Origin of the sequence: Pseudomonas sp. Sample_16 (assembly GCF_004307665.1) — a bacterium.
In the GTDB taxonomy this organism is placed as follows: domain Bacteria; phylum Pseudomonadota; class Gammaproteobacteria; order Pseudomonadales; family Pseudomonadaceae; genus Aquipseudomonas.
Map to the genome: position 1 here is coordinate 11773 of NZ_RCOB01000146.1, position 25649 is coordinate 37421.

The 25649-nt window shown below is 60.2% G+C and carries 20 protein-coding genes; 16 read left to right on the plus strand and 4 right to left on the minus strand.

Annotated elements, in window-relative coordinates:
- Positions 1-210: 210 nt before the first annotated feature.
- Positions 211-1335 carry a polysaccharide deacetylase family protein gene (locus D8U69_RS19315; protein ID WP_056854496.1) on the minus strand — a complete coding sequence of 375 codons (1125 nt, stop codon included), beginning with the start codon at positions 1333-1335 and terminating at the stop codon, positions 211-213.
- Positions 1336-1684: 349 nt separating this feature from the next.
- Here D8U69_RS19315 and yaaA point away from each other — a divergent pair, with 349 nt between their 5' ends.
- From yaaA to D8U69_RS19395, 16 genes are all read left to right on the plus strand, one after another.
- Complete coding sequence (gene yaaA, locus D8U69_RS19320) at positions 1685-2464, plus strand: peroxide stress protein YaaA (RefSeq protein WP_130907927.1); 780 nt, start codon at positions 1685-1687, stop codon at positions 2462-2464.
- Between the two features lie 823 nt (positions 2465-3287).
- The gene (locus D8U69_RS19325) at positions 3288-4604 is read left to right on the plus strand and encodes a nucleotide sugar dehydrogenase (protein WP_130903618.1); all 1317 of its coding nucleotides are present in this window, start codon (positions 3288-3290) and stop codon (positions 4602-4604) included.
- Between the two features lie 149 nt (positions 4605-4753).
- Positions 4754-6238 (plus strand): mannuronan synthase, encoded by a 1485-nt coding sequence (alg8, locus tag D8U69_RS19330; protein WP_177434584.1) that lies wholly within the window; start codon positions 4754-4756, stop codon positions 6236-6238.
- Between the two features lie 36 nt (positions 6239-6274).
- Complete coding sequence (locus tag D8U69_RS19335) at positions 6275-7444, plus strand: alginate biosynthesis protein Alg44 (protein WP_130903617.1); 1170 nt, start codon at positions 6275-6277, stop codon at positions 7442-7444.
- Between the two features lie 9 nt (positions 7445-7453).
- The gene (gene algK / locus D8U69_RS19340; RefSeq protein WP_177434583.1) at positions 7454-8962 is read left to right on the plus strand and encodes an alginate biosynthesis TPR repeat lipoprotein AlgK; all 1509 of its coding nucleotides are present in this window, start codon (positions 7454-7456) and stop codon (positions 8960-8962) included.
- A complete protein-coding gene (locus D8U69_RS19345) occupies positions 8959-10443 on the plus strand; it encodes an alginate export family protein (protein ID WP_130907929.1) in 1485 nt (494 codons plus the stop codon). Before algK ends, D8U69_RS19345 begins: the two co-directional genes overlap by 4 nt.
- Before the next feature lie 26 nt (positions 10444-10469).
- Entirely contained in the window at positions 10470-12059 is a 1590-nt protein-coding gene (gene algG, locus D8U69_RS19350) for a mannuronan 5-epimerase AlgG (protein WP_056854502.1), read from the plus strand.
- A 10-nt stretch (positions 12060-12069) separates the two neighbouring features.
- Positions 12070-13521, plus strand: coding sequence for an alginate O-acetyltransferase (locus tag D8U69_RS19355; protein WP_056854503.1), 1452 nt, complete (start codon positions 12070-12072; stop codon positions 13519-13521).
- A gap of 8 nt (positions 13522-13529) precedes the next feature.
- Entirely contained in the window at positions 13530-14645 is a 1116-nt protein-coding gene (locus D8U69_RS19360) for a mannuronate-specific alginate lyase (RefSeq protein ID WP_130907930.1), read from the plus strand.
- 247 nt (positions 14646-14892) lie between these two features.
- Positions 14893-16458 carry an MBOAT family protein gene (locus D8U69_RS19365; protein WP_130907931.1) on the plus strand — a complete coding sequence of 522 codons (1566 nt, stop codon included), beginning with the start codon at positions 14893-14895 and terminating at the stop codon, positions 16456-16458.
- 11 nt (positions 16459-16469) lie between these two features.
- Entirely contained in the window at positions 16470-17645 is a 1176-nt protein-coding gene (locus D8U69_RS19370; RefSeq protein ID WP_130903615.1) for an alginate O-acetyltransferase, read from the plus strand.
- Positions 17646-17662: 17 nt separating this feature from the next.
- Positions 17663-18316, plus strand: coding sequence for an alginate O-acetyltransferase AlgF (locus tag D8U69_RS19375; RefSeq protein ID WP_056854507.1), 654 nt, complete (start codon positions 17663-17665; stop codon positions 18314-18316).
- Positions 18317-18524: 208 nt separating this feature from the next.
- Entirely contained in the window at positions 18525-19976 is a 1452-nt protein-coding gene (locus tag D8U69_RS19380; RefSeq protein WP_056854508.1) for a mannose-1-phosphate guanylyltransferase/mannose-6-phosphate isomerase, read from the plus strand.
- A gap of 287 nt (positions 19977-20263) precedes the next feature.
- The gene (locus D8U69_RS19385; protein ID WP_056853178.1) at positions 20264-20728 is read left to right on the plus strand and encodes a hypothetical protein; all 465 of its coding nucleotides are present in this window, start codon (positions 20264-20266) and stop codon (positions 20726-20728) included.
- 31 nt (positions 20729-20759) lie between these two features.
- Positions 20760-21584 (plus strand): SDR family oxidoreductase, encoded by an 825-nt coding sequence (locus tag D8U69_RS19390; protein WP_130907932.1) that lies wholly within the window; start codon positions 20760-20762, stop codon positions 21582-21584.
- Between the two features lie 127 nt (positions 21585-21711).
- Positions 21712-22107, plus strand: coding sequence for a DUF4440 domain-containing protein (locus tag D8U69_RS19395; RefSeq protein ID WP_130907933.1), 396 nt, complete (start codon positions 21712-21714; stop codon positions 22105-22107).
- A 126-nt stretch (positions 22108-22233) separates the two neighbouring features.
- Here the strand turns inward: D8U69_RS19395 and D8U69_RS19400 are convergent, their stop codons facing one another.
- From D8U69_RS19400 to D8U69_RS19410, 3 genes are read right to left on the minus strand one after another with little or no spacing between them, the layout of a single operon-like run.
- Complete coding sequence (locus D8U69_RS19400) at positions 22234-23097, minus strand: HlyD family secretion protein (RefSeq protein WP_056853181.1); 864 nt, start codon at positions 23095-23097, stop codon at positions 22234-22236.
- A gap of 25 nt (positions 23098-23122) precedes the next feature.
- Positions 23123-23323 carry a DUF1656 domain-containing protein gene (locus tag D8U69_RS19405; protein ID WP_056853182.1) on the minus strand — a complete coding sequence of 67 codons (201 nt, stop codon included), beginning with the start codon at positions 23321-23323 and terminating at the stop codon, positions 23123-23125.
- On the minus strand, positions 23313-25505 hold the full coding sequence (locus D8U69_RS19410) for an FUSC family protein (protein WP_130907934.1): 2193 nt from the start codon (positions 25503-25505) through the stop codon (positions 23313-23315). Before D8U69_RS19410 ends, D8U69_RS19405 begins: the two co-directional genes overlap by 11 nt.
- Between the last annotated feature and the right edge of the window lie 144 nt (positions 25506-25649).

Below are 25649 nucleotides of genomic sequence, written 5' to 3' on the forward strand. Positions count from 1 at the left end.
CCTGTGTTGCAGGTTTCGGCGGTCTGTCTTCGTAATACTCCAAAACCCATGACAGAAAAAAGCACTTTGACGTTTTTTTGAAGTTTATTTTTCAGAGTGACGAAAAGCGCTTGGCGGACTGCCATCACCCGTTTAAAGTCGGAGATCAACCTGCAACGAATCCCCTCCTGAAATCGCCTTTTGCCCAATGTTTACGGGGTTTTGACCTTTTCAGCGAAACCCGCTCTGACAGTCTTCCCAACCGATCCCGCTTTGCGACGTTTGCGTCATCAGCCAAGGCAGCGCCGTTTTCACGCCATCCTGCTTCACATTGAAATTGATCACGCCATGACGCCACAGCAGCATCAAGGTCAGCACCCGCTGTGCGCTCTGATTGGCCTTGAGTTTGCCTGCGCCGTCCTGGGCATCGATATCCCATAGCGCCACCTGCAAGCCCTGAGCCTTGAAGAAACCTTCGGCATCGGCGCGGCGCTGACCATCGGGCGGGCGAAACAGCGGCACAAAATTTTCCGGCAGCTTGCCTTTGATCAGCTCGACACTGCGCCGCACAGAGTCCTGCCAGTCCTGCCAGTGGCTGTGGGAACGAAACTCCCAGCCTTGCACACCGACGCATTGGGCCGAGTACGTCGATTGCAGGCTGGCGACCGAACGCTCCGTCAGCCGGGCCTGGATGTCCCTGCCGAGCACGAAGAACGTGCCGCTCATGTTGGCCTTGCGCAGGTATTCGCTGACCCAGGCCGTGTTATCCGGTGCTGCATTGGCCGCGCTGTCGAACGTCAGCAAAAACAACCGGTCATGCATTGCCTCGCCGTTGCGCTCAAAGTCACCAAAACGATCGACTTCGCTGCTGGTCTGCGGGAAGAGCGCAGCCTTGCGCAGTTGCTCGTCGAGGTACTGGCCATGGAACGCACGACTCGGTTCCGCCCAACGGGTGTAGTAGCTGTCTTCGCTGATCTGGAACTTGGCGGCTTGTTCACGCAGGGTGGGCATGTCCTCGACCAGGAAACAGAAGGACGCATCCTGATCGCAGCTCTGTTGAGCGAAATTGTAATTGGCAAGCAAGCGCTGCCACAGGCGTTGGCGAACCCGGTTGACCGAGTCCAGATTGATCGTGCGCAAGCCCAAACGCTGGGCCAACGCGGGTTCGTCGAGGGACTCGCTGGCCAGCAGCACACTGGCGAACATGAGGATTTCCGCACGCGAGGCGACATCGAACAATGTCGGGTTGCCGAGTTGTTCCGGCCAGGTGCTGCGATCGAGCGTCGCCACGTCGCCCGGCGCCGCCAGGGCGCCGAAGCTCAAAAGCCAGGCCGAGAGTAGAAAAACAATGCGCAATGGGATGTCTCCATAACAAAACCCGCGCGGCACTATAGCTGATCCGACCGCAACTCCCGCAGCCAAGCCGAACGCCTTGTGCGAGGGAGCTTGCTCCCGCAGCCAAGCCGACTCATTGTGGCGAGGGAGCTTGCTCCCGCTGGGCTGCGAAGCAGACCCAACCCGGCGACCTCATTCCGCCAGGCTAAATACGTGCCCCCTCTTGCGACCGCTTCGCGCTCGAGCGCGAGCAAGCTCCCTCGCCACAGAAGCCCATCCTGGCAAACCATCGATCACCTATCACCTTGATAGCTGGAGTCATTGAGGCCAACCCCCTAGAATCGCCGCCACGATTAAAGGAGACGACTTCATGCTGATGGTGATTTCCCCCGCCAAGACCCTCGACTACGAAACACCGCCGGCGACGCAGCGCTTTACCCAGCCGCAGTATCTGGACCACTCCCAGGAACTGATCATGCAGCTGCGCGACCTGACGCCGGCGCAGATCAGCGAGTTGATGCACGTCTCCGACAAAATCGGTGGCCTCAACGCTGCGCGCTTCGGCAGCTGGACACCCGCCTTCACTCCGGATAACGCCAAGCAGGCGCTACTGGCGTTCAAGGGCGATGTGTACACCGGGCTGAATGCGCAAACCTTCAGCGAAGCCGATTTCGATTACGCCCAGCAACACCTGCGCATGCTGTCGGGCTTGTACGGCCTGCTGCGCCCACTGGATTTGATGCAACCGTATCGGCTGGAAATGGGCACCAAACTGGCCAATGCCCGTGGCAAGGACCTGTACGCCTTCTGGGGCACGCGGATCAGCGAATGGTTGAACGAAGCCCTGGCCGATCAAGGTGACGACGTATTGCTCAACCTCGCGTCCAACGAGTATTTCTCGGCGGTCAAACGCAGCGCCTTGAACGCGCGCATTATCAATACCGAGTTCAAGGACCTCAAGAACGGTCAGTACAAGATCATCAGCTTCTATGCGAAAAAGGCCCGAGGCATGATGAGTCGCTTCGTCATCGAAGAACGCATCGACGACCCGGCAGCGCTCAAAAACTTTGATGTGCAGGGCTATCGTTACAGCGCCGAGCAGTCAAAACCGGACAGTCTGGTGTTCCTGCGCGACCACGCACCAGAGTGATGCGCAAGCACCGCGCAGGAAGGGTCAACCCCCCTCCTGCGCCGTCACTGATCGTCCGACAATCTCCCCGCCAGTTCGCCAGTCAATTGGCGCCAAAAAACCATCGATCATTTTTCTAACTTTAGTTTCACTCGACTTCAATCATTTTTTTACGTAGTGGCACTGACTTTTTTTAACAGTAGTGGCACAAAAATATCCCCTCCGACGATCCGCCTATATATAAAGGGCGAAACGGCAAGTGCTATCAAAATGAGAGCAGTGCCATCTTTCTCAATATTTCAAAAAATTTCAGATTTCGCGATGGGCGGGCTGGAACTATGTCCAAATGCACCGCTCATACCACCGGTAACGATTCTCGCCGAGACTGTACGAGATAACTTACGCAGAGAAGTGATTCATGTAGCGAAGTTGCAATACAAACTTTCGCCAACTAATCCCTGATTTGGGCAACATCAAGCGGACAGGAGATAACGCATTAACACTATCCCCTACAAGGCCAAGGCCGCGCCCCTATAAACGTGCTCACCCGAGCACCCAACCGCTTGATCCACGGGCTATCTGCCTGAGATCGAGCGCGCAGCACCCGTGCACGAACACCCTCTGAACAGGGGGGGGTGGCTGCATAACAGGGCAAGTCATAACAACAAGGCCTAGTTGCGCACACCTTGAGTGCACTTATTTAGACACTCGGAACTTTTATGCCAGCACACGGCACAGCTGCGCCTGTAAGCCGCACTTCCGAGTGCACTTTGACCGCTGAAAACATTAACTCCGGCCATCTAATGGCTTGGTAAAACACAAGCTTGATAACGAGGTAATTTCGATGCGCATCAGCATATTTGGTTTGGGTTACGTTGGCGCAGTGTGTGCCGGTTGCCTGTCTGCACGGGGTCATGACGTCGTTGGCGTCGATGTTGCCAAAGACAAGATCGATATGATCAACGCGGGCAAATCGCCAATCGTTGAACCAGGCCTGGGTGAACTTCTGGCGCAAGGTATCCAGACCGGTCGCCTGCGTGGCACCACCAATTTCGCCGAGGCGATTCGCGACACCGACCTGTCGATGATCTGCGTCGGCACGCCGAGCAAGAAGAACGGCGACCTGGAGCTGAACTACATCGAAGCCGTGTGCCGCGAGATCGGTTTTGTCCTGCGTGACAAGTCCACCCGCCACACCATCGTGGTGCGCAGCACAGTGTTGCCGGGCACCGTGGCCAACGTGGTCATCCCGATTCTCGAAGACTGCTCCGGCAAGAAGGCCGGCGTTGATTTCGGCGTGGCCGTGAACCCTGAGTTCCTGCGTGAAAGCACCGCGATTGCCGACTACGACCAGCCGCCGATGACCGTGATCGGTGAGTTCGACAAAGCATCGGGCGACGTTCTGCAATCGCTGTACGAAGAACTCGACGCGCCGATCATCCGCAAGGACATCGCCGTTGCCGAGATGATCAAGTACACCTGCAACGTATGGCACGCCACCAAGGTGACCTTCGCCAACGAGATCGGCAACATCGCCAAGGCTGTCGGCGTCGACGGCCGCGAAGTGATGGACGTGGTCTGCCAGGACAAGACCCTGAACCTGTCGCAGTACTACATGCGTCCAGGCTTCGCTTTCGGCGGTTCCTGCCTGCCCAAAGACGTGCGTGCCCTGACCTACCGCGCCGGTTCGCTGGACGTGGAAGCGCCGCTGCTGAACTCGCTGATGCGCAGTAACGAATCCCAGGTTCAGAACGCCTTCGACATCGTTTCCAGCCACGACAAACGCAAAGTCGCCCTGCTGGGCCTGAGTTTCAAGGCCGGTACCGACGACCTGCGCGAGAGCCCGCTGGTTGACCTGGCGGAAATGCTGATCGGCAAGGGCTTCGACCTGAAGATTTACGACAGCAACGTTGAATACGCCCGCGTCCACGGTGCGAACAAGGACTACATCGAGTCGAAGATCCCGCACGTCTCGTCCCTGCTCGATTCCGACTTCGACGCGGTGATCAACAACTCCGACGTGATCATCCTGGGTAACCGTGACGAGAAATTCCGCGCCCTGGTCAAGGACGTTCCGCACGGCAAGCAGGTGATCGACCTGGTCGGCTTCATGTCCAAGGCCACCAGCGCCAGCGGCCGCACCGAAGGCATCTGCTGGTAACACGGAATCCCGTCTCGGATAGCGCACTTTCGCGCATGAAAAACCTGTAGGAGCAAGGCTTGCCCGCGATGGCGATCTCAAGTGTGTCATCGCCGGCAAGCCGCGCTCCTACAGGGGGCGAGGGGCTCGCAAATGACTTTAGGATTCCGATTATGCACAGGCTAAAGCACGGCCTACTCCAGGCCGCCGGTTGGCTGTTTTATCTAAGTTTACTGATGGGCATCGCCATGGCGTTGCCTGTGTCCACATTCGACTCCGAGTCGAAGGACTTCATTTTCCTGATCGGTATCGTCGGTATCTGGCGCTACTCGATGGGTGCCACGCACTTCCTGCGCGGCATGCTGTTTCTGTACGTGGTCTACCCGCACCTGCGGCGCAAAGTGCGCAAGCTGGGCAAGGCGGCGGACCCGTCCCATGTCTTCTTGATGGTCACCAGTTTCCGTATTGACGCCCTGACCACCGCGCAGGTCTACAGCTCGGTGATTCGCGAAGCGATCGACTGCGGCCTGCCGACCACCATGGTCTGCTCCATCGTGGAAATGTCCGATGAGCTGCTGGTGAAAAGCCTGTGGAAACGGATGAATCCGCCACCGCATGTGAAGCTCGACTTCGTGCGCATTCCCGGCACCGGCAAGCGCGATGGCCTGGCTTACGGTTTCCGCGCCATCTCCCGTCACCTGCCGGATGACCGCGCGGTCGTGGCGGTGATCGACGGCGATACCGTGCTCGGCGAAGGCGTCGTGCGCAAGACCGTGCCGTGGTTCCAACTGTTCGGCAACGTCGGCGGCCTGACCACCAACGAGTTCTGCGAAGTGCGCGGCGGCTACATCATGAGCGAATGGCACAAGCTGCGTTTCGCCCAGCGCCACATCAACATGTGCTCGATGGCCCTGTCCAAGCGCGTGCTGACCATGACCGGGCGCATGTCGGTGTTCCGTGCCACCGTGGTGACCAACCCGGAATTCATCGCCGACGTGGAAAGCGACTCGCTGCAACACTGGCGCCTGGGTCGCTTCAAGTTCCTGACCGGCGACGACAAATCGAGCTGGTTCAGCCTGATGCGCCTGGGCTACGACACGTTCTACGTGCCCGATGCCGCGATCAACACCGTTGAGCATCCGCCGGAAAAGAGCTTCATCAAGGCCAGCCGCAAGTTGATGTTCCGCTGGTACGGCAACAACCTGCGCCAGAATTCCCGCGCCCTGGGCCTTGGCATCAAGCGCCTCGGTGCGTTCACGTCGGTGGTGCTGTTCGATCAGCGCGTGTCGATGTGGACCTCGCTGCTCGGCCTGACCGTAGCGCTCATCGCCAGCTTCAAGTACGGCACCGCCTTCATCCTGGTGTACCTGCTGTGGATCGGTATCACTCGCCTGATCCTGACCCTGTTGCTGTCCTGTTCCGGCCACCGGATCGGGCCGGCTTACCCGGCGATTCTCTATTACAACCAGATCGTCGGCGCGCTGGTGAAGATCTACGTGTTCTTCCGCCTCGACCAACAGTCCTGGACTCGCCAGCCCACATCCCTGACCCGTGATCTCGCCAGCTTTCAACGTTGGTTCAACACCTGGTCGTCTCGGACCATGACCTTCTCCGCCGGCAGCATTTTTGTCGCCGTGCTGCTGATGATGGTCTGACCGCCCCCTTATTGAATTAACAAGGAAATCGCCTCTATGAATACCGCCGTCAATGCCAACGTAGTCCATGAATCCGAAGCCCAGCGCCAACACGCCCGCGTGAAAATTCCGGCCAAGCTGCGTTTCTTCGGCCCCGACCGGACACCGGTCGAAGCGCGAGTGATCGACCTGTCCGCCGGTGGCCTGGCCTTCAATGCCGGGCAACTGCCACTGAAGGTCGGCGACAAATACAAGGCTCGTCTGCAATTCGTCATCGACAACCTTGGCCTGGCCATGGATGTGGAGCTGCAGGTGCGCTCCAATGATCGCGAGACCGGTCGTACCGGTTGCCAGTTCCAGAACCTGGAACCGCAAGACATCTCGACCTTGCGCCACCTGATCACTTCGCACCTGGCCGGCGACATCGTCACCATCGGCGAAGTGCTGGCGACCCTGCAGCGCGACAACTTCACCAAGGCGCGCAAGAGCAAGGACGGCGGCCACGGCATGAGCGCGTTCGGCCGCATGAAAGCCGTGACCTTCAGCCTGGGCATTTTCGTCGTCGGCCTGGCGGCATTCGGTTTCATCTTCAAGTCGGTGTACGGCATGTACTTCGTCAGCCACGCCCAGGCCGGCCTGGTCAGCGTGCCGGGCGTGAACATCACCATGCCCCGCGACGGTACCGTGCAGAGCCTGGTGAAGTCCGACGGCGTGGCCGCCAAAGGCGCACCGCTGGCGACGTTCAGCACCAGCATGCTCGACGTGCTCAAGGGCCATCTGGAAGACGACCAACTGTCGCCAGCCAAAGTTGAAGAGCTGTTCGGCAAGCAAATGACCGGCACCCTGACCTCGCCATGCGATTGCACCGTGGCCCAGCAAATGGTCGCCAACGGTCAGTACGCCAGCAAGGGCGACGTGATCTTCCAACTGGTGCCGCGCAACACCGAAGCCAACGTTGAAGCGCGCTTCACCTACCGCCAGTTCGCTGACGTGCTGCCAGGCACCGCCGTGCGCTTCCAGATCGCCGGTGAAGACAAGACCCGCACCGGCAAGATCGTCAGCAGCACCAGCCTGAAAAGCGCCGACCTGTCGTCCGACATTCGCGTGCTGATCCAGCCTGACGAAGCCCTGGACAGCACCCTCGCCGGCCGCCCGGTTGAAGTCAACAGCGACCGCGGCCCGAACCTGAACTGGCTGATCGACAAAGCCATGGCTGCTGGTCTGTAACCGGAGGACATGCCCGTGACTACCCCACCAACCCCAAGAACACCGCTGTCCCTGTGGGAGCGAGCCTGCTCGCGATGGGATCCGCGCGGTTTGTCTGATGCACCGAGCCGTCTGCATCGCGAGCAGGCTCACTCCTACAGGGGTTCTCTGTGTGCCGTCGCATTGGCCGTCAGCCTTGCCGGTTGCGCCGGCCTGCCTGACCAGCGCCTGGCCAACGAAGCGCTCAAGCGCGGCGACACAGCCACCGCGGCAGCGAACTATCAACAGTTGGCAAGCCTGGGTTACAGCGAAGCCCAGGTCGGCCTGGCCGACATTCAGGTCGACAGCCGCGACCCGGCGCAAATGAAACAGGCCGAGGCGACCTACCGCGCCGCTGCCAGCGTTTCGCCGCGGGCCCAGGCGCGTCTCGGTCGCCTGCTGGTGGCCAAGCCCGGCTCCACCGAAGCCGAGCAGCACGAAGCCGAGACTCTGCTCAAGAAAGCCGCCGCCGCTGGCGAAGGCAACACCTTGATCCCGTTGGCGATGCTGTACCTGCAGTACCCGCACAGCTTCCCCAACGTGAATGCCCAGCAGCAGATCAGCCAATGGCGCGCCGAAGGCAAGCCGGAAGCCGGTCTGGCGCAAGTGCTGTTGTATCGCACCCAAGGCACTTACGATCAGCACCTGGACGACGTGGAAAAGATCTGCAAAGCCGCGATCAACACCACCGATATCTGCTACGTCGAACTGGCCACGGTCTACCAGAAAAAAGCCCAGCCTGAACAACAGGCCGAGTTGATCAAACAGATGCAGGCCGGTCATGCCCGCGGCACCGTAACGGCCCAACGTGTCGACAGCGTCGCCCGTGTCCTGGCCGATGCGAACCTCGGCACGCCTGACGAAAAAACCGCACAGTCGTTGCTCGAACCGATCGCTCCGGGTTACCCGGCATCGTGGGTCACCCTCGCGCAACTGCTCTACGACTTCCCCGAACTGGGCGACGTCGATCAGATGATGAAGTACCTGGACAACGGCCGCGCTGCCGACCAACCGCGTGCCGAGTTGTTGCTGGGCAAACTCTACTACGAAGGCAAGATGGTCCCGGCCGACGCCAAGGTCGCCGAAGAACACTTCCAGAAAGCCGTCGGCCGCGAAGTCGCCGCCGATTACTACCTCGGCCAGATCTATCGCCGTGGCTACCTGGGCAAGGTCTATCCGCAAAAGGCCCTCGATCACCTGCTGACCGCTGCGCGCAATGGTCAGAACAGCGCCGACTTTGCCATCGCCCAGCTGTTCTCCCAAGGCAAAGGCACCAAGCCTGACCCGCTCAATGCGTACGTCTTCAGCCAATTGGCCAAGGCCCAGAACACTCCGCAGGCCACCGAGCTTGCACAAACACTCGAAGCGCAACTGCCGCCTGCGCAACTGGCCCAAGCCCAACGTCTGTTGAAACAGGAACAGGCCGTGCGCGGCAACTTGAGCCAGAACACGCTGCCGCTGCATGCCCTGCAAGAAGAAGATGGCGAGGAATCCCTATGAAATTGAATCCATTCATGAAGGCCGGTATCGGTCTCACGTTCGCGCTGATCTGGTCTTGCCCGACACTCGCGGCGATGACTGAAGACACCAAGAACTTTGGCCTGGACGTGAAGATCACCGGTCAGTTCGAAGACGACCGTGACCTGGGCACCCAGAGCGGTGGCGATGTCAACGGCCTCGGCCTCGACTTGCGTCCGTGGGTCTATGGCGAAAGCGGCGCGTGGAGCGCCTACGCCATGGGTCAGGCGGTGACGTCTACCGACATCATCGAGACCGACACCCTGCAACAGTCCGACGGTGCCGAGAACAGCAACAACAACGACCGCGAAACCAAGAAAAACTACCTGGCGATGCGCGAGTTCTGGGTCGGCTACAGCGGCTTCACGCCCTACCCCGGCGAGATCCTGAAGTTTGGTCGCCAACGCCTGCGCAATGACGACGGCCAGTGGCGCGACACCAATATCGAGGCCCTGAACTGGACCTTCGACACCACGCTGTTGCGTGCCAACGTGGGTATCGCCGAACGCTTCAGCGAGTACCGCACCGACTTGAAAGAACTGGCCCCTGAAGACAAGGATCGCCTGCACGCTTACGCCGACGCGGCGTACCAGTGGACACCGGGCAACTGGGTCGGCATTCGTGGTCATCACACCCACGACGATGGCAAGCTCGATTACCCGACGCCCGGCGAAGCCAGCGATTCGCTGGACAAGAAACAGAACGGCGACATCAGCTGGCTGGGCCTCACCGCCGACAGCGACGCCTACAACTGGCGCAACACCAACACCGTCAACTACTGGGGCAGCATCACCGGCATGAGCGGTGACCGCGACACGGTCAACCCGCTGAACGCCGATGGCAGCGCTCCGGCGCAAGCCAAGCGCAGCGGCGATGTCGACGGCTGGGCCACGGACCTGGGCGTGCGTCTGCGCCTCGATCCGCAATGGCAAGTGGGTGCTGCCTATGCCCGTGCCAGCGAAGACTACGAACAGAACGGCCTGGAAAGTAACCGCTCGAACTACACCGGTACCCGCTCGCGCGTGCACCGTTTCGGCGAAGCGTTCCGTGGCGAAATGAACAACCTGCAATCGGCCACGCTGTTCGGTTCGTGGATGCTCAACGACGAATACGACGCCAGCCTGATCTACCACAAATTCTGGCGTGTCGACGGCAACAAACCGGTCGGCAGCAACGGCATCGACGCGGTGCAGAACAACACCGACGACGTGACCGGCGCAATCCTTTCCAGCACCTCCCTGCCGCTGAACGATGGCGAGAAAGACCTCGGTCAGGAAATGGATCTGGTCGTCACCAAGTACTTCAAGCAAGGCTTGCTGCCGGCCTCGATGAGCCAGGCGATCGACGAGCCTTCGGCGCTGGTGCGCTTGCGTGGCGGCGTGTTCAAGCCGGGTGATGCGTACGGCAAGGAAGTCGACTCGTACATGCACCGCGCATTCATCGACGTGATCTGGCGCTTCTGATGCACATTGCGAAGGGAGTCTCCCAGATGAATCATCAAGCCCGAAAAGGCTCGATCAGCCTGTTGGCCGGCGCCATGCTGCTGGCCAGCGCGACTGCCTTCGCCAATGTGGAGCCAGCGGCTCCTCTAGCCGGCAAGCAGGCGACCGTGGCCAAGGAGCTGCAACAGGCCAAGACCTATACCGTCAGCAGTGCACCGACCGCGCCGCTGGAACTGGCCACGCCGAAGCTGCCGGACGTTTCCGGCTACACCGCCGAGGCCATCGCGGCGAAAATCGTGCGCGGCAAAGCGGGCAAGATCAGTGTGCGCCGGATGATGCAGGAAGACGCTCTGAAGGACTTCATCGGCGGCGACAACAAGATGGCCGAATGGGTGGTGCGCCAGCACGGCATCCCTCAGGCGATCTTTGTCGACGACGGCTACATGAACCTCAAGGACCTGGCGAAGAAGCTGCCCAAGCAGTATTTCAGCGAAACCTCGCCGGGTGTGTTCCTGGCCAGATTGCCGATCGTGGTCGGCCGTAACGGCATCCTCGAAATCGACAAACAGACCCAGGAATTGCGTCTGTCCCAGGAAGCCGGTTCGTTCCTGGTCAACGACGGCAAATTGTTCGTGCGTGACACCAGGATCACTGGCTGGCGCGAGAAGGACAACGGCCCGGCGACGTTCAAGTCGCCAAAGGAATTCCGTCCGTTCCTGCTGGCATGGGGCGGCACCGAGACCTACATCGCCAACAGCAAGCTCGCCAGTTTCGGTTATGCCAACAGTAAGTCCTACGGCGTGAGTATTTCCCAGTACACGCCGAACATGGCCAAGGTGCTCAAGCGTCCTGAGCCGACCGGCTGGATCGTCGGTTCCGAATTCTCGGACATGTGGTACGGCTTCTACTGCTACGAAACCAGCAACTTCGTAGTCAAGGGCAACACCTACAAAGACAACATCGTCTACGGCATCGACCCCCACGACCGTTCCCACGGCCTGATCATTGCCGACAACACGGTGTACGGAACGAAGAAGAAGCACGGGATCATTATTTCCCGTGAAGTCAACGACAGCTTCATCTTCAACAACCGCAGCTACGACAACAAGTTGTCGGGCCTGGTGATCGACCGTAACAGCGTCAACAACCTGATCGCCTACAACGAGATCTATCAGAACCACACCGACGGCATCACCCTCTACGAGAGTGCCGACAACCTGCTGTGGGGCAACAAAGTCGTCAGCAACCGCCGCCACGGCATCCGCATTCGTAACAGCGTGAACATTCGTCTCTACGAAAACATCGCCATGGCCAACGGTTTGACCGGCGTCTATGGCCACATCAAAGACCTGACCAACACCGACCGAGACATCAAGCTCGACCCGTTCGACGCCCAGGTGTCGCTGATCGTGGTCGGCGGTGAACTGGCGGCCAACGGCAGCGGCCCGCTGTCCATCGACTCGCCGCTGAGCGTCGAGTTGTATCGCGTGTCCATGCTCGCCCCGACCAAATCCAGTGGCATCAGCTTCTCGGGGATTCTCGGTGAGCGCCAGGATGAAATTCTCGACTTGCTGGTACGCCAGCAGAAAGCCGTGCTGATCGACCCTGTCGAACGCCAGACCGAAATGCAGGACTGAGGATAATTTTATGCACCCACACTTGATCAAATTACTCAGCCTGTCGGCCCTGACCGCGGGCATTCTCGCGGCCAGTGGCGGCGCCCGTGCCGATGAAGTCCAGGCACCCAAATTTTCCGCTGAACCGTGCTGCAGCCTCTGCCCGGCCGCTCACGATGCGAAGAATTACACCACACGTTATCAGCAGAATTTCACCACGCTGGTGCAGGCCCAGGGCGACTGGTTGTTCCGTACGCAAGAAGACTTGCGCACCGAGTTCGACACCACCCCCGCCGGCTACAAACGCATGAAACAACTGCACGATGCGTTCAAGAGCAAAGGCGTGGAACTGGTCATCGTTTACCAGCCGACCCGTGGCCTGGTGAACCGCAACAAGCTCAACCCGGCGGAGAAAGCCAGCTACGACTTCGACAAGGCGTTGCGCAACTACAAGACCATGCTCGGCCGTTTCGCACAGATGGGTTACGTAGTGCCGGACCTGTCGCCGCTGACCAACGAACAACTGCCCGAGACCCTGCCCGCTCACGACTTTTACTTCCGTGGCGACCAGCACTGGACACCGTACGGCGCGCAGCGCACAGCGAAAATCGTTGCCGAAAAGGTCAAGCAGATCCCGGCCTTCGCCGACATTCCCAAGCGTGAATTCGAGACCCATAAGTCGGGTCGCATGGGCAAGACCGGAACATTGCACAACATGGCCGGTCAACTCTGTGGCACCAGCTACGCGATCCAGTACATGGATCAATTCACCACCGAGCCAAAAGGTGAAGCAGGCGATGGCGATCTGTTCGGCGACTCCGGCAATCCGGAGATCACCCTGGTCGGCACCAGCCACAGTGGCAAGAACTACAACTTCGCCGGTTTCCTCGAAGAGGCCATCGGCGCCGACATTCTAAACGTGGCGTTCCCCGGCGGTGGCCTGGAAGGTTCGATGCTGCAGTACCTGGGCAGCGAGGAGTTCCAGAAGAACCCACCGAAAATTCTCATCTGGGAATTCTCGCCGCTCTATCGCCTCGACCAGGAAACCATCTACCGCCAGATGATGGCGTTGCTGGACAACGGTTGCGAAGGCAAGGATGCACAGATGTCCGGGAGCGCCACCCTGAAGCCGGGCAAAAACGAATTGATGGTCAACAGCAAAAACCTCGACCTGCGTAACAGCAGTCACCAGGTCGACATCCGCTTCGCCGACACGTCGGTGAAAACCTTGCAAGCCACCCTCTGGTACATGAACGGTCGCCACGAGGACATCAAGATCGAAAAACCGGAAACCTCCGAGACTGACGGACGTTTCGCCTTCGAGTTGCGCACGGACGAAGACTGGGCCTCGCAGAATCTGCTGGCCGTTGAAGTCCAGGGCCCGGAAAAAGCGGGCGCCGCGCCACAGAAAGTCGAAGCGAAAATCTGCAAACGCAACGTGTTCCCGGGCGCTGAGCAACGTACCGCTTCAGCCGGGCAATGAGGTCTGCTATGCGAAATCCGAAACTGGCAACACTGACGCTTTTGAGCCTGGCGATGTTCGCCGGTGCGACCCAGGCGGCGGCGCCTTTGCGTCCGCCACAGGGTTACTTCGCGCCGATCGAGAAAGTCAAAAACGGCGACAAGAGCGAAGGCTGCGAAGCAATGCCGACGCCGTACACCGGCTCGCTGCAATTTCGCAGCAAGTACGAAGGTTCGGACAAGGCCCGTTCGACCCTGAACGTGCAATCGGAAAAAGCCTTCCGCGACAGCACCGCCGATATCACCAAGATCGAGCGCGGCACCAGCAAGCGCGTCATGCAATTCATGCGTGACGGTCGCCCGGAACAACTGGAATGCACGCTCAACTGGCTTACGGCATGGGCCAAGGCGGATGCGTTGATGTCCAAGGACTTCAACCACACCGGCAAGTCGATGCGCAAATGGGCACTGGGCAGCATGGCGTCCTCGTACATTCGCCTGAAGTTTTCCGACTCCCGTCCGCTGGCCAATCATCAGCAAGAGTCGCAGCTGATCGAGGCCTGGTTCAGCAAGATGGCCGACCAGGTGGTCAGCGATTGGGACAACCTGCCGCTGGAAAAAACCAACAACCATTCGTACTGGGCCGCCTGGTCGGTGATGGCAACCGCCGTCGCCACCAACCGCCGCGACCTGTTCGACTGGGCCGTGAAGGAATACAAGGTCGGCGCCAATCAGGTCGACGCCCAGGGCTTTTTGCCTAACGAACTCAAGCGTCAGCAACGTGCGTTGGCCTACCACAACTATGCCCTGCCGCCACTGGCGATGATCGCCAGTTTCGCCCAGGTCAACGGAGTGGACTTGCGTCAGGAAAACAACGGCGCACTGAAACGCCTGGGTGATCGGGTACTCGCCGGGGTCAAGGATCCGGACGAATTCGAGCAGAAGAACGGTAAGGAACAGGACATGACCGACCTCAAGGTCGATTCGAAATTCGCCTGGCTCGAACCGTTCTGCTCGCTCTACACCTGCGCGCCGGACGTACTTGAGAAGAAGCATGACATGCAACCGTTCAAGACTTTCCGTCTGGGCGGTGACTTGACCCGGGTCTACGACCCGGCCAATGAAAAGGGCAAAAAGGGTTCATGAAGCTGACTGTATTCACCTGTGGCGAGGGAGCTTGCTCCCGCTCGGCTGCGAAGCAGTCGTAACCCAATGAACGCGTATTGACTGACACACCGCGTCATCGGGTTTCAGGGGCGCTTCGCACCCTAGCGGGAGCAAGCTCCCTCGCCACGGGCAAAGACGCAGCATGCAACACATCCTCCTGATTTCGGTGGGGGGTTTGGGGGGGCCGTTGGCCCTTGACTGTTGGTTCAAACAAGGAGAGATCGGGATGGTTTTTTCGTCCAACGTGTTCCTGTTTTTGTTCTTGCCGATCTTTCTCGGCTTGTACTACCTGAGCGGGCAACGCTATCGCAATCTGTTGCTGCTGATTGCCAGCTACGTGTTCTATGCCTGGTGGCGTGTGGACTTTCTGGCGCTGTTCGCAGCGGTCACGCTGTGGAACTACTGGATCGGCCTGAAGGTCGGTGCCGCCGGTGTCCGGACCAAACCGGCACAACGCTGGTTGCTGCTCGGCGTGGTTGTCGACCTGTGCATCCTCGGCTACTTCAAGTACGCCAACTTCGGCGTCGACAGCATCAACGCGATGATGACGTCGGTGGGCCTGGAGCCGTTCATTCTGACCCACGTGCTGTTGCCGATCGGTATCTCGTTCTACATCTTCGAGTCCATCAGCTACATCATCGACGTCTACCGTGGCGACACCCCGGCGACCCGCAACCTGATCGACTTCGCGGCGTTCGTGGCGATCTTCCCGCACTTGATCGCAGGTCCCGTGTTGCGTTTTCGCGACCTCGCCGACCAGTTCAACAACCGCACGCACACCCTCGACAAATTCTCCGAGGGCTGCACGCGGTTCATGCAGGGTTTCATCAAGAAAGTCTTCATCGCCGACACCCTCGCGGTGGTGGCCGACCATTGCTTCGCCCTGCAAAACCCGACCACGGGCGATGCCTGGCTGGGGGCACTGGCCTACACCGCGCAGTTGTACTTCGACTTCTCCGGCTACAGCGACATGGCCATCGGCCTGGGCTTGATGATGGGTTTCCGCTTCATGGAAAACTTCAAGCAGCCGTACATCAGCCAGTCGATCACCGAGTTCTGGCGCCGCTGGCACATCAGCCTGTCGACCTGGTTGCGTGACTATCTGTACATCACCCTGGGCGGCAACCGTAAAGGCACGCTGACCACCTATCGCAACCTGTTCCTGACCATGCTGCTCGGTGGTCTGTGGCACGGCGCCAACATCACCTACATCGTTTGGGGTGCGTGGCACGGCATGTGGCTGGCGATTGAAAAGGCCCTGGGCCTGAACACTTCGCCGCGCAGCTTCAACCCGATCCGCTGGGCGCTGACCTTCCTGCTGGTGGTGATGGGCTGGGTGATCTTCCGTGCAGAAAACCTGCACGTCGCCGGTCGCATGTATGGCGCGATGTTCAGCTTCGGCGACTGGTCGCTGTCGGAACTCAACCAGGCCAGCCTCACCGGTCTGCAAGTGGCAACGCTGATCGTCGCCTACGTGACCCTGGCGTTCTTCGGCCTGCGTGACTTCTACAGCAACCAGCCTGCGGTCAAGACCAAGCCTGCGGTGAACGTGGACAGCGACGGCCCGGCCGCCAGCGAACCGGGTCTGATCAAGGCCGCGCCTGGGGATAACCCGGCGAGCATCCACCAGCCTGGCTACACCGTCGGCGTCGACGCCCAGGTGCAACCGGCCTACTGGACCGCTGACTGGTCGCGTTATGTGATGCGGGCGCTGGTGCTGCTGCTGTTCATCGCCTCGATTCTCAAACTCTCGGCGCAAAGCTTCTCGCCGTTCCTTTACTTCCAGTTCTGAGGGATCTGACCATGACCCGCTCATTACGCATCTTCTACATCGCCCTGTTCCTGGTGACGCTGCTCGCCCTCGGCCTGTGGTCGGTTCGCAGCTTCCTGGGCTTCAGCACCAATGCCGATGCGACGGTGCTCAACGGCCGCTGGACCAAGGCGGTGGAAACCCACTACGACGACGAGTTTCCGATCAAGCGTCTTGGCACCAACCTCTGGGCGGCGCTGGATTTCAAACTGTTCAACGAAGGTCGTCCGGGCGTGGTGCTCGGGCGCGACCAGTGGTTGTACAGCGATGAAGAATTCCACCCGACCGTCAACGAAGAGCTGAACCTGCAAGGCAACTACGCGCTGGTCGAAGGCGTACGCCAGACCCTCAAAGAGAAAGGCGTGAAACTGGTAATGGCGGTGGTACCGGCCAAGGTGCGTCTGTATCCGGAGCATCTGGGCGAGGAAAAACCGGCCAGCATCCACGCCAACCTTTACCAGGACTTCCACAAGCGTCTGGCTGCCGACCGCATCCTTGCTCCTGACCTGCTTGGCCCGCTGCAACAGGCCAAGCAGAACGGTCAGCAGGTGTTCCTGCGCACCGACACCCACTGGACACCACAAGGTGCCGAGATCGCGGCCAACCGTTTGGCCAAGACCATTGCCGACAAGTACCCGCTGAGCGGCGAGCCACAGCGCTTCGTCACCGAGCCTGCGGAAACCGTTACGCACAAGGGCGACCTGCGGCTGTTCCTGCCACTGGACCCGCTGTTCGAAAACCTGATGCCCAAGCAGGAGCCTCTGCAGAAGCGCAATACGGTCGCGGCTGAAGATCAAGCGGCCGGTGACGACGCTTTGTTCGCCAACACCGAAGTGCCGGTGGCCCTGATCGGCACCAGTTACAGCGCCAACCCCAACTGGAACTTCGTCGGTGCGCTCAAGCAAGCGCTGAACAGCGACGTGGTCAATTACGCCGAAGACGGCCACGGCCCGATTCTGCCAATGCTCAGCTACCTCAAAAGCGATGCTTTCAAGAACAGCCCGCCACAAGTGCTGATCTGGGAGTTTCCTGAACGATATCTGCCTGTGAACAACGAAATCGGCGACGCCGACCCGCAGTGGGTCGCAGAGCTTAAACAAGCCGGCGCCCGCCAACAAAACGTAGCCGCAAACACTAAATCCGAGACGCCCGACCGGGCGCAAAACTGAAAGAGAGAGGTACTACCATGACTTTCACTACTCCTCGTCGTCTCGCCAAGACCTTTGCACTGGTTGCTGGTATGAGTGTGCTCTCGATGCAGGCCTTCGCCGGTGGCGATGCTGCGCTGTACGGCCCGACTGCACCGAAAGGTTCATCCTTCGTGCGTATCTACAACGCCAGCAACGCCGAAGTCAGCGCCACCGTCGGCAGCACCAGCCTGAGCGACGTCGCACCGCTGTCCAGCAGTGACTTCAGCTTCATGCCGGGCGGTGACTACAGCGCCAAGGTCGGCAGCCAGACCCTGCCGGTGAAACTGGCCGGCGATCACTATTACACCCTGGTCAACAACGCCAGCGGCGCGCCGCAACTGATCGAAGAGCCGCCGTTCAAGAACAAGCAGAAATCCCTGGTGCGCGTGCAGAACCTCAGCGACAAGGCACTGACCCTGAAAACCGCCGACGGCAAGACCGATGTGGTGCCGAACGTCGCACCCAAGGGCCGTGGCGAACGTGAAATCAACCCGGTGAAAGTCAGCCTGGCGCTATACGATGGCGCAACGAAAGTCGGCGACGTGAAACCCGTCGCCCTGGAACGCGGTGAAGCGGCAGTGCTGTACGTCACCGGCAACGGCAGCAGCCTGTCGCCAGTCTGGGTAAAACGCCCGGTATCGACGCGCTAATTAATTCGTCCGGTTGACCCATTTCCCTGTGGGAGCGGGCTTGCCCGCGATGCAGACGACTCGGTGAAACAGATGCACCAAGTTGATGCCATCGCTGGCAAGCCAGCTCCCACAGGGATCGAGGAATCAACGGGGACACGGAACAAGAACAAGAGTGAAACGACAGAACGAAGTAGCTCTAACCAAACGATTTTCAAGGAGTAACAACATGATTCCGGTGATCTTGTCAGGTGGTAGTGGCTCACGTCTTTGGCCGCTTTCCCGTAAGCAGTTCCCTAAACAGTTCCTGGCGCTGACCGGCGAACACACGCTGTTCCAGCAAACCCTGGAACGCCTGGTGTTCGAAGGCATGGACACGCCGATCGTGGTCTGCAACAAGGACCACCGCTTCATCGTCAATGAGCAACTGGCGGCCCGCAAACTGGAAACCCAGCGCATCCTGATGGAGCCGTTCGGTCGCAACACTGCGCCGGCCGTGGCCCTGACCGCGATGATGCTGGTTAACGAAGGTCGTGACGAACTGATGCTGGTGCTCCCGGCCGATCACGTACTGGAAGACCAGAAAGCCCTGCAACGCGCCCTGGCCCTGGCCACTGTGGCGGCGGAAAACGGCGAAATGGTGCTGTTCGGCGTACCGGCAACTAAACCGGAAACCGGTTACGGCTACATCAAGTCGACCAACGATTCGCTGCTGCCTGAAGGCGTCAGCCGTGTATCGCACTTCGTCGAAAAACCCGACGTGAAACGTGCCACCGAATACGTGCAATCCGGCGGCTACTTCTGGAACAGCGGCATGTTCCTGTTCCGCGCCAGCCGCTTCCTCGAAGAACTGAAAAAGCACGACCCGGACATCTACGACACCTGCCTGCTGACCCTGGAGCGCAGTGCCCAGGACGCTGACACCGTCAGCATCGACGAAGCCACTTTCGCCTGCTGCCCGGACAACTCCATCGACTACTCGGTGATGGAAAAAACCCAACGCGCCTGCGTCGTACCGCTGACGGCCGGCTGGAGCGATGTCGGCTGCTGGTCGTCGTTGTGGGAAGTGAACGAAAAAGACGCCAACGGCAACGTCACCAAAGGCGACGTGGTCATCCAGGACAGCAAAAACTGCATGATCCACGGCAACGGCAAACTGGTGTCGGTGATCGGCCTGGAAAACATCGTCGTGGTCGAAACCAAGGACGCCATGATGATCGCGCACAAGGACAAGGTCCAAGGCGTGAAACAAATGGTCAACACCCTCAACGAACAGGGCCGCACTGAAACCCAGAACCATTGCGAGGTCTACCGTCCGTGGGGCTCCTACGACTCGGTGGACATGGGCGGCCGCTTCCAGGTCAAGCACATCTCGGTCAAGCCGGGCGCGTGCCTGTCGCTGCAGATGCACCACCACCGTGCCGAACACTGGATCGTCGTCAGCGGCACCGCCGAAGTGACCTGCGACGAAAACGTGTTCCTGCTCACCGAGAACCAGTCGACCTACATTCCGATTGCTTCGGTGCACCGCCTGCGTAACCCGGGGAAGATTCCACTCGAGATCATCGAAGTGCAGTCTGGTAGTTACTTGGGTGAGGACGATATCGAGCGGTTTGAAGATATCTACGGTCGCTCGACCCCGATCGAGCGTGGCGTGTCGGTGAAAACTATCGCGCAATAAACTTCTGTAACTTAAGCCCTCGACCAACTCGCTGCGTTCCCTATCCGCAGCGGTTTGGCCGGGGGCTTTTTTTGTCCGGATTCTTTCGCTGGCTCGACTGGCGCCATCGCTGGCAAGCCAGCTCCCACAGGTTTGTGAGTCGGTCACAAATTCTGAGCACATCCGTCCACTGTGGGAGCTGGCTTGCCAGCGATGGGGCCGGCACGCCCTGTAAAAAGATCTCGCCCATCGCCACCTCATCTGCGCTTAGGTAGGATGACCTCCTCTGCTCCCGAGGTTTTCGCGTCATGTTCATCGGCATCCTGCTGGTCATTACCTGGCTGATCCTGTTGCTGCGCTATCCGGCCAAAGCCTTGCCGGTGTCCATGGCCGCCGCCGCAGGGCTGGGCATCGTTGCTACTTGGGTCATCTGGATGGACCACCGCGAACTCAAGCAATTGCAACGCCTGGAGCTGCGCATCAGCTATGCGCCGCAGCACTGCCCCGCCGACCGGCCGTTGCAATTGACCCTGAACAACGGCAATGACGTACCGCTGACCGAACTGCGTTGGCGAGTCGCTGCCTATGCGCCGGGGGACACGGTCAACCTGGCCGACAATCAATACAGCGCCCCGCGTTATCGTGGCCCCGGCGAACTGCAGGCCGGCGGCAACTGGGAAGACTGCTTGCCACTGCCGCCGCTGCGCCCCGGCTACCGTCCGGAAACCCTGGAGTTTCGCGCCGAGCGATTGCAGGGTAGTTTCTCCGATTGATCTCTTTTCCATTCTGCACAAGGACCGCGCCATGCCCGTTGCGTTGATTACCGGTTGTTCCAGCGGCATCGGCCGCGCCCTCGCCGATGCCTTCAAGGCGGCCGGCTACGAAGTCTGGGCCAGTGCGCGCAAGGCTGAAGATGTCGCCCTGCTCAGCGCTGCCGGATTTGTCGCCGTGCAACTGGACGTCAACGACGGTGCTGCGCTTGAGCAGTTGAGCGAGCGCATCAACCAGCAATGCGGTGGCCTCGACGTGCTGATCAACAACGCCGGTTATGGCGCCATGGGGCCGTTGCTCGACGGCGGCGTACCGGCCATGCAACGCCAGTTCGAGACCAATGTGTTCGCCATCGTCGGTGTCACTCGGGCGATGTTTCCCGTGCTGCGCCGGACCCAAGGCATTGTGGTGAATATCGGCAGTGTGTCCGGTGTCCTGGTCACGCCGTTCGCCGGTGCCTACTGCGCGTCCAAAGCCGCCGTGCATGCCTTGAGCGATGCCCTGCGCATGGAGCTGGCACCGTTCGGTGTGCGGGTCATGGAGGTTCAGCCTGGTGCCATCGCCTCCAGTTTCGCCAAAAATGCCGGCCACGAAGCCGAGCAACTGATCAGCGAACAATCGCCATGGTTCCCGCTGCGCGAAGGCATTCGCGCACGGGCCAGGGCATCCCAGGACAAACCGACACCGGCCAGTGAATTTGCCGCCGGGCTGCTCAAGGCTGTGCAGCAGGACAAGCCGCCACGATTGATTCGCCTGGGCAATGGCAGCCGGGCGTTGCCAATGCTGGCAGCCTTGTTACCCAAGGGCTTGCTGGAATCGGGATTGATGAAGCGGTTCGGGTTGCGGGGTCAGCTCTAGTTCCGCGAGATCGTTCTTCGCGGGCAAGCCTCGCTCCTGCAGGATATTGAATTGGCATTAATCCTGTAGGAGCGAGGCTTGCCCGCGATGGCGTCAGCACCGTCACCACCGACTTCAGGAATCCATCATGAGCGACTACACCGAATACTTCGACGAAGTGATCCAGGCCCACGTAGCCATCGAACAATGGCTGGCCGAGGAGCGCGACGCTGTCGAACTGGAACAACTGCTGGCGCGTTTCTCACCGCAATTTTCCATGGTCTCGCCGCTGGGGCGGGTGCTGGATTTCGACGCGCTCAATGAGCTGTTCATGCTGGCGGGCGGCAAGAAGCTCGGGTTCCGCATCGAGCTCAGCGAACTGTCTGGCGTGGCGCTGCACGACGGCGGCGCAACGGTCAGCTACCGCGAACAACAGACCGATGCCACCGGTCTGCATTCCGATCGCCGCTCCACCGTGGTGTTCGAGAAGATGAAAGGCAAGATCTTCTGGCGGCATTTGCAGGAGACTTTTTGCCAAGGCTGACGCAATCGCTTTTTTTGTGGCGAGGGAGCTTGCTCCCGTTGGACTGCTCGGCAGTGCCATCCTGGGGCCGCTACGCAGCCCAGCGGGAGCAAGCTCCCTCGCCACAAGAGCGTTTCTGTCTTGGTTTTATCCGCCTGCCGCAGGATTCACCACCACGGTGCAGGTAATCCCCGCCGCCAACAGCACACCCTCCGGCACTTCATCGATGTGTATCCGCACCGGCACCCGTTGCGCCAGACGCACCCAGTTGAACGTCGGGTTCACGTCCGCGATCAGTTCGCGGCTCTCTGGATTATCGCGATCGTAGATACCGCGCGAGATGCTTTCCACGTGGCCCTTGAGCACTTCGCCGCTCATCAGCTGCATGTCGGCTTGGTCGCCAACGCGCACATGGGGCAATTTGGTTTCTTCGAAAAAGCCATAGACCCAGAACGAGTTCATGTCGACTACCGCCATCTTCGCTTCACCGATGCGTGCGTAGTCGCCGCGATGCACATTGAGGTTGGTCACGTAACCGTCCACTGCTGCGCGGACCTCGGTGCGTTTGAGATTGAGTTCAGCCGCTTCCAGTTGCGCTTGTGCATGCTGATAATCGGCCAGCGCCGAGTCGGCGAGGTTGCTGGCGTCGTCGCGGTTTTCCCGGGAGATCACCAGGTTGTCCATATCCGCGCGACGATGGGCGTTGACCTTGCGCATTTCCCAGGTGGCCTTGCGCGAAGCCACCAGCGACTGCGCCTGTTTGACCGCAAGCCGATAATGTTCGGGATCGATTTGCATCAGCAGGTCGCCCTTTTTCACCAACTGATTGTCGCGGACCGGCACGTTCACCACTTCGCCGGTGACATCGGCGGCGACATTGATGATATCGGCGCGCACCCGGCCATCGCGAGTCCATGGGGTTTGCATGTAATGCACCCACAGGGTCCGGCCGATCCATATCGCAAGGGCCAGCACCAGCAAGGTTGCGAGCAGGCTGAAAAGCTTTTTCATCAGGGCCTTCTTCAGAGATAGAGAGTCAGTGGTAGACCGTCAGCGCCAGCGCGCCGAACAGACAGGTAAACAGGCTCAGACGCAGCAGCGCCGGGTGCCAGAAAAAGCGGTACAGGTCGAACCCGGAGAGGAACCTGTCCAGCGCCCAGGCCACCACTGCGGCAATCAGGAACATCAGGGTCATGGTCGGCATGTACACGCCGTGGAAGGCGATTTCACGAGGCATGTTCAAGTCCTTCAGGCTTGGCATTGGCGTGGGCGGCAAGGGGCGATTGCGGGTCGAGCAGCGATGTGCGGATGAAGTGCAGGTAGCTCTTCACCCGACGCAACGCCGAGGTGTCGAAGTGCGGAGCAAAAGGTTCGTCAGTGGACTGCACTCGGCTGATCGCGTGGTCGACAGCGATCAGAGCACGTTCGAGGTTGCTGCTGCCCGGTTGCAAAAACAACCGCACCAGCGCGCGCCCCATCACGCGGATCGCCTGGCGCCAGGGCTGGGATTCGGCATACGCCGGGTGCACCGGCAGGATCGCCTGTTCCTTGCGCAATTCGATGATCGCGTGACCGACTTCCAGTACCACAAACATCCAGCGCAGCAGGTTGCGCTGCACCTGTGGCTGGCCCGCCGCGAAGCCGTAGGCCTGGTGCACCAGGTCGCGGGTGCGACTTTCGAAACTCGACGCCAGCCCCTTGAGCTTGCCGCTGATGGCGTACACCACCTGGCCACGCAGATCCTGCTCCAGTCGGCGCCACAGCCAGCGACTGTTGGGCGGCAGAATGATCGCCCCCGCCGCCGCGCACACCAGCATGCCGAGCACCATGGCGATGTAGTCGTTGATGAAGGTGTAGGGGTTGTAGACGGTGAGGTTGTCCGGCACCGAACCGGTACTGAAAAAGATCAACAAGCCCAGGCCGACGCCGGCATATTGCGGTCGCGACGCCAGGAATGATCCGAGCACGATGACCGGGGCGAGCATCACGCACAGCAAGGCAAAACCATCGATCCACGGGAAGATGAAAAACATCTCGACGAAGCCGATCAACGCGCCGAGCAGCGTGCCGCACGCCATCTGAAACGCCATGCGCTTGGGGTTCGGCGTGGCGGCGGACAGGCCCACAGTGGCGGCGGCGATCAGGGTCATGGTCGCCCCGCTCGGCCACGCCGTTGCCACCCAATAGCTGCCCAACACCACCAGGATAAACGCCGCGCGAATGCCCGAGGCCGCCGACACCAGCCAATTGGTCTGCGGGGTGAACGGCTCGTCCCAGCGCTCCCGTTCATGACTGTGATCGGCCAGGGATGCGTGAGTCTGTGCATAACTGTGCAGGTCGTCGACGAAGCGATACAGCAGTTCATACGCGGTGTGGAAGTCCAGCAGTTCGTCGTCGCTCGGCCCGCTCTCCTGAAAAATCGCCCGCAGGCTGCGCACCCGCGCCGGCAACCCTGCCTGATAAACGTTCAGCGCCGTGACCAGGCGTGCCGCGTCGGCGCTGGTCAGCGCTCGGCCACTGAAGCCGTCGAGTAATTCGGCAAGGTCTTGCAAGCCCGGTTTGATCGCCGCCACCGCGTGGTCCGTGTCGTGGCTGCGCAGGCGTTCGAGCAACTGGTGCAAGGCATTGAAACGCGTAGTGATGCCCATGAATTCACTGTTCAGGCGGCTGAGTCGGCCATTGCGTCGACGCATGTGCGGGTCTTCGAATACCGTGACGCTGCGCAGCCCTTCCAGGCCGACAGCCTCGGCAATGAAGCGCACATTGCCGGCTTCGAACGCCTCGCGTTGACTGCGACCGCGCAAGCCATCGGTGACGAACAGGGCAAACACGCCGAAGCGCTGATACAAGGCGTTGCGCATGGCGGCGCTGGCGGTTTGCGGGAGGATCGCGGCACTGATCAGGGTCGAGCAGAGAATCCCCAGGGAAATTTCCAGCACCCGCCACACCGCCGCCATGAATGCACCTTCCGGGTGAGCCAATGCAGGCAGCCCGACCATCGCCGCGGTGTAGCCGGCCAGCACAAAACCATAGGCGCGAAAGTTGCGGCAGCGCGCCGCACCGGCGGTGCAGATGCCAACCCAGATCGCCAGTGCGCCGAGAAACAGTTCGGTGTTTTGCGCAAATAACGCAATCAGCGCCACCATCACCGCCGACCCCGTCAGGGTGCCGAGGAAGCGGTAGAAACTCTTGGCGAACACCTGGCCGCTCTGCGGCTGCATGACGATGAACACGGTGATCATCGCCGTGCGCGGTTGTGGCAATTCCAGGCGCATGGCCAGCCACAGCGTGAGGAACGCCGCGATCAGCACCTTGAAAATGTAGACCCAGGTCACGCCGTCGCTGCGTGCCCAATCAAAGAAACCCCGGCGCCATTCCAGGGAGTACAGCCAGCGCAGAGGGGCGGGCAAGGGAGTCATGGAGTCTTGTTCACTCAGGAAAGTCTGGAAACGATTGAAACCCTGTGGCGAGCGCGCTTGCTCGCGCCGGGCAGCGAAGCGGCCCCAGAACTCTGGTAGCCCAAAGATCTTGTGAGTGCTTCGCACTCAAGCGGGAGCAAGCTC

Excerpts from the sequence above, each read along its gene's own strand:
- algK (WP_177434583.1), top strand. The coding sequence starts at position 7,454 with ATGCCCGTGACTACCCCACCAACCCCAAGAACACCGCTGTCCCTGTGG.
- D8U69_RS19390 (WP_130907932.1), top strand. The coding sequence starts at position 20,760 with ATGCCCGTTGCGTTGATTACCGGTTGTTCCAGCGGCATCGGCCGCGCC.
- D8U69_RS19325 (WP_130903618.1), top strand. The coding sequence starts at position 3,288 with ATGCGCATCAGCATATTTGGTTTGGGTTACGTTGGCGCAGTGTGTGCC.
- D8U69_RS19410 (WP_130907934.1), bottom strand. The coding sequence starts at position 25,505 with ATGACTCCCTTGCCCGCCCCTCTGCGCTGGCTGTACTCCCTGGAATGG.
- D8U69_RS19385 (WP_056853178.1), top strand. The coding sequence starts at position 20,264 with ATGTTCATCGGCATCCTGCTGGTCATTACCTGGCTGATCCTGTTGCTG.
- D8U69_RS19375 (WP_056854507.1), top strand. The coding sequence starts at position 17,663 with ATGACTTTCACTACTCCTCGTCGTCTCGCCAAGACCTTTGCACTGGTT.
- algG (WP_056854502.1), top strand. The coding sequence starts at position 10,470 with ATGAATCATCAAGCCCGAAAAGGCTCGATCAGCCTGTTGGCCGGCGCC.
- yaaA (WP_130907927.1), top strand. The coding sequence starts at position 1,685 with ATGCTGATGGTGATTTCCCCCGCCAAGACCCTCGACTACGAAACACCG.
- D8U69_RS19360 (WP_130907930.1), top strand. The coding sequence starts at position 13,530 with ATGCGAAATCCGAAACTGGCAACACTGACGCTTTTGAGCCTGGCGATG.
- D8U69_RS19365 (WP_130907931.1), top strand. The coding sequence starts at position 14,893 with ATGGTTTTTTCGTCCAACGTGTTCCTGTTTTTGTTCTTGCCGATCTTT.
- D8U69_RS19370 (WP_130903615.1), top strand. The coding sequence starts at position 16,470 with ATGACCCGCTCATTACGCATCTTCTACATCGCCCTGTTCCTGGTGACG.
- D8U69_RS19345 (WP_130907929.1), top strand. The coding sequence starts at position 8,959 with ATGAAATTGAATCCATTCATGAAGGCCGGTATCGGTCTCACGTTCGCG.
- D8U69_RS19355 (WP_056854503.1), top strand. The coding sequence starts at position 12,070 with ATGCACCCACACTTGATCAAATTACTCAGCCTGTCGGCCCTGACCGCG.
- D8U69_RS19400 (WP_056853181.1), bottom strand. The coding sequence starts at position 23,097 with ATGAAAAAGCTTTTCAGCCTGCTCGCAACCTTGCTGGTGCTGGCCCTT.
- D8U69_RS19335 (WP_130903617.1), top strand. The coding sequence starts at position 6,275 with ATGAATACCGCCGTCAATGCCAACGTAGTCCATGAATCCGAAGCCCAG.
- D8U69_RS19395 (WP_130907933.1), top strand. The coding sequence starts at position 21,712 with ATGAGCGACTACACCGAATACTTCGACGAAGTGATCCAGGCCCACGTA.
- D8U69_RS19380 (WP_056854508.1), top strand. The coding sequence starts at position 18,525 with ATGATTCCGGTGATCTTGTCAGGTGGTAGTGGCTCACGTCTTTGGCCG.
- D8U69_RS19405 (WP_056853182.1), bottom strand. The coding sequence starts at position 23,323 with ATGCCTCGTGAAATCGCCTTCCACGGCGTGTACATGCCGACCATGACC.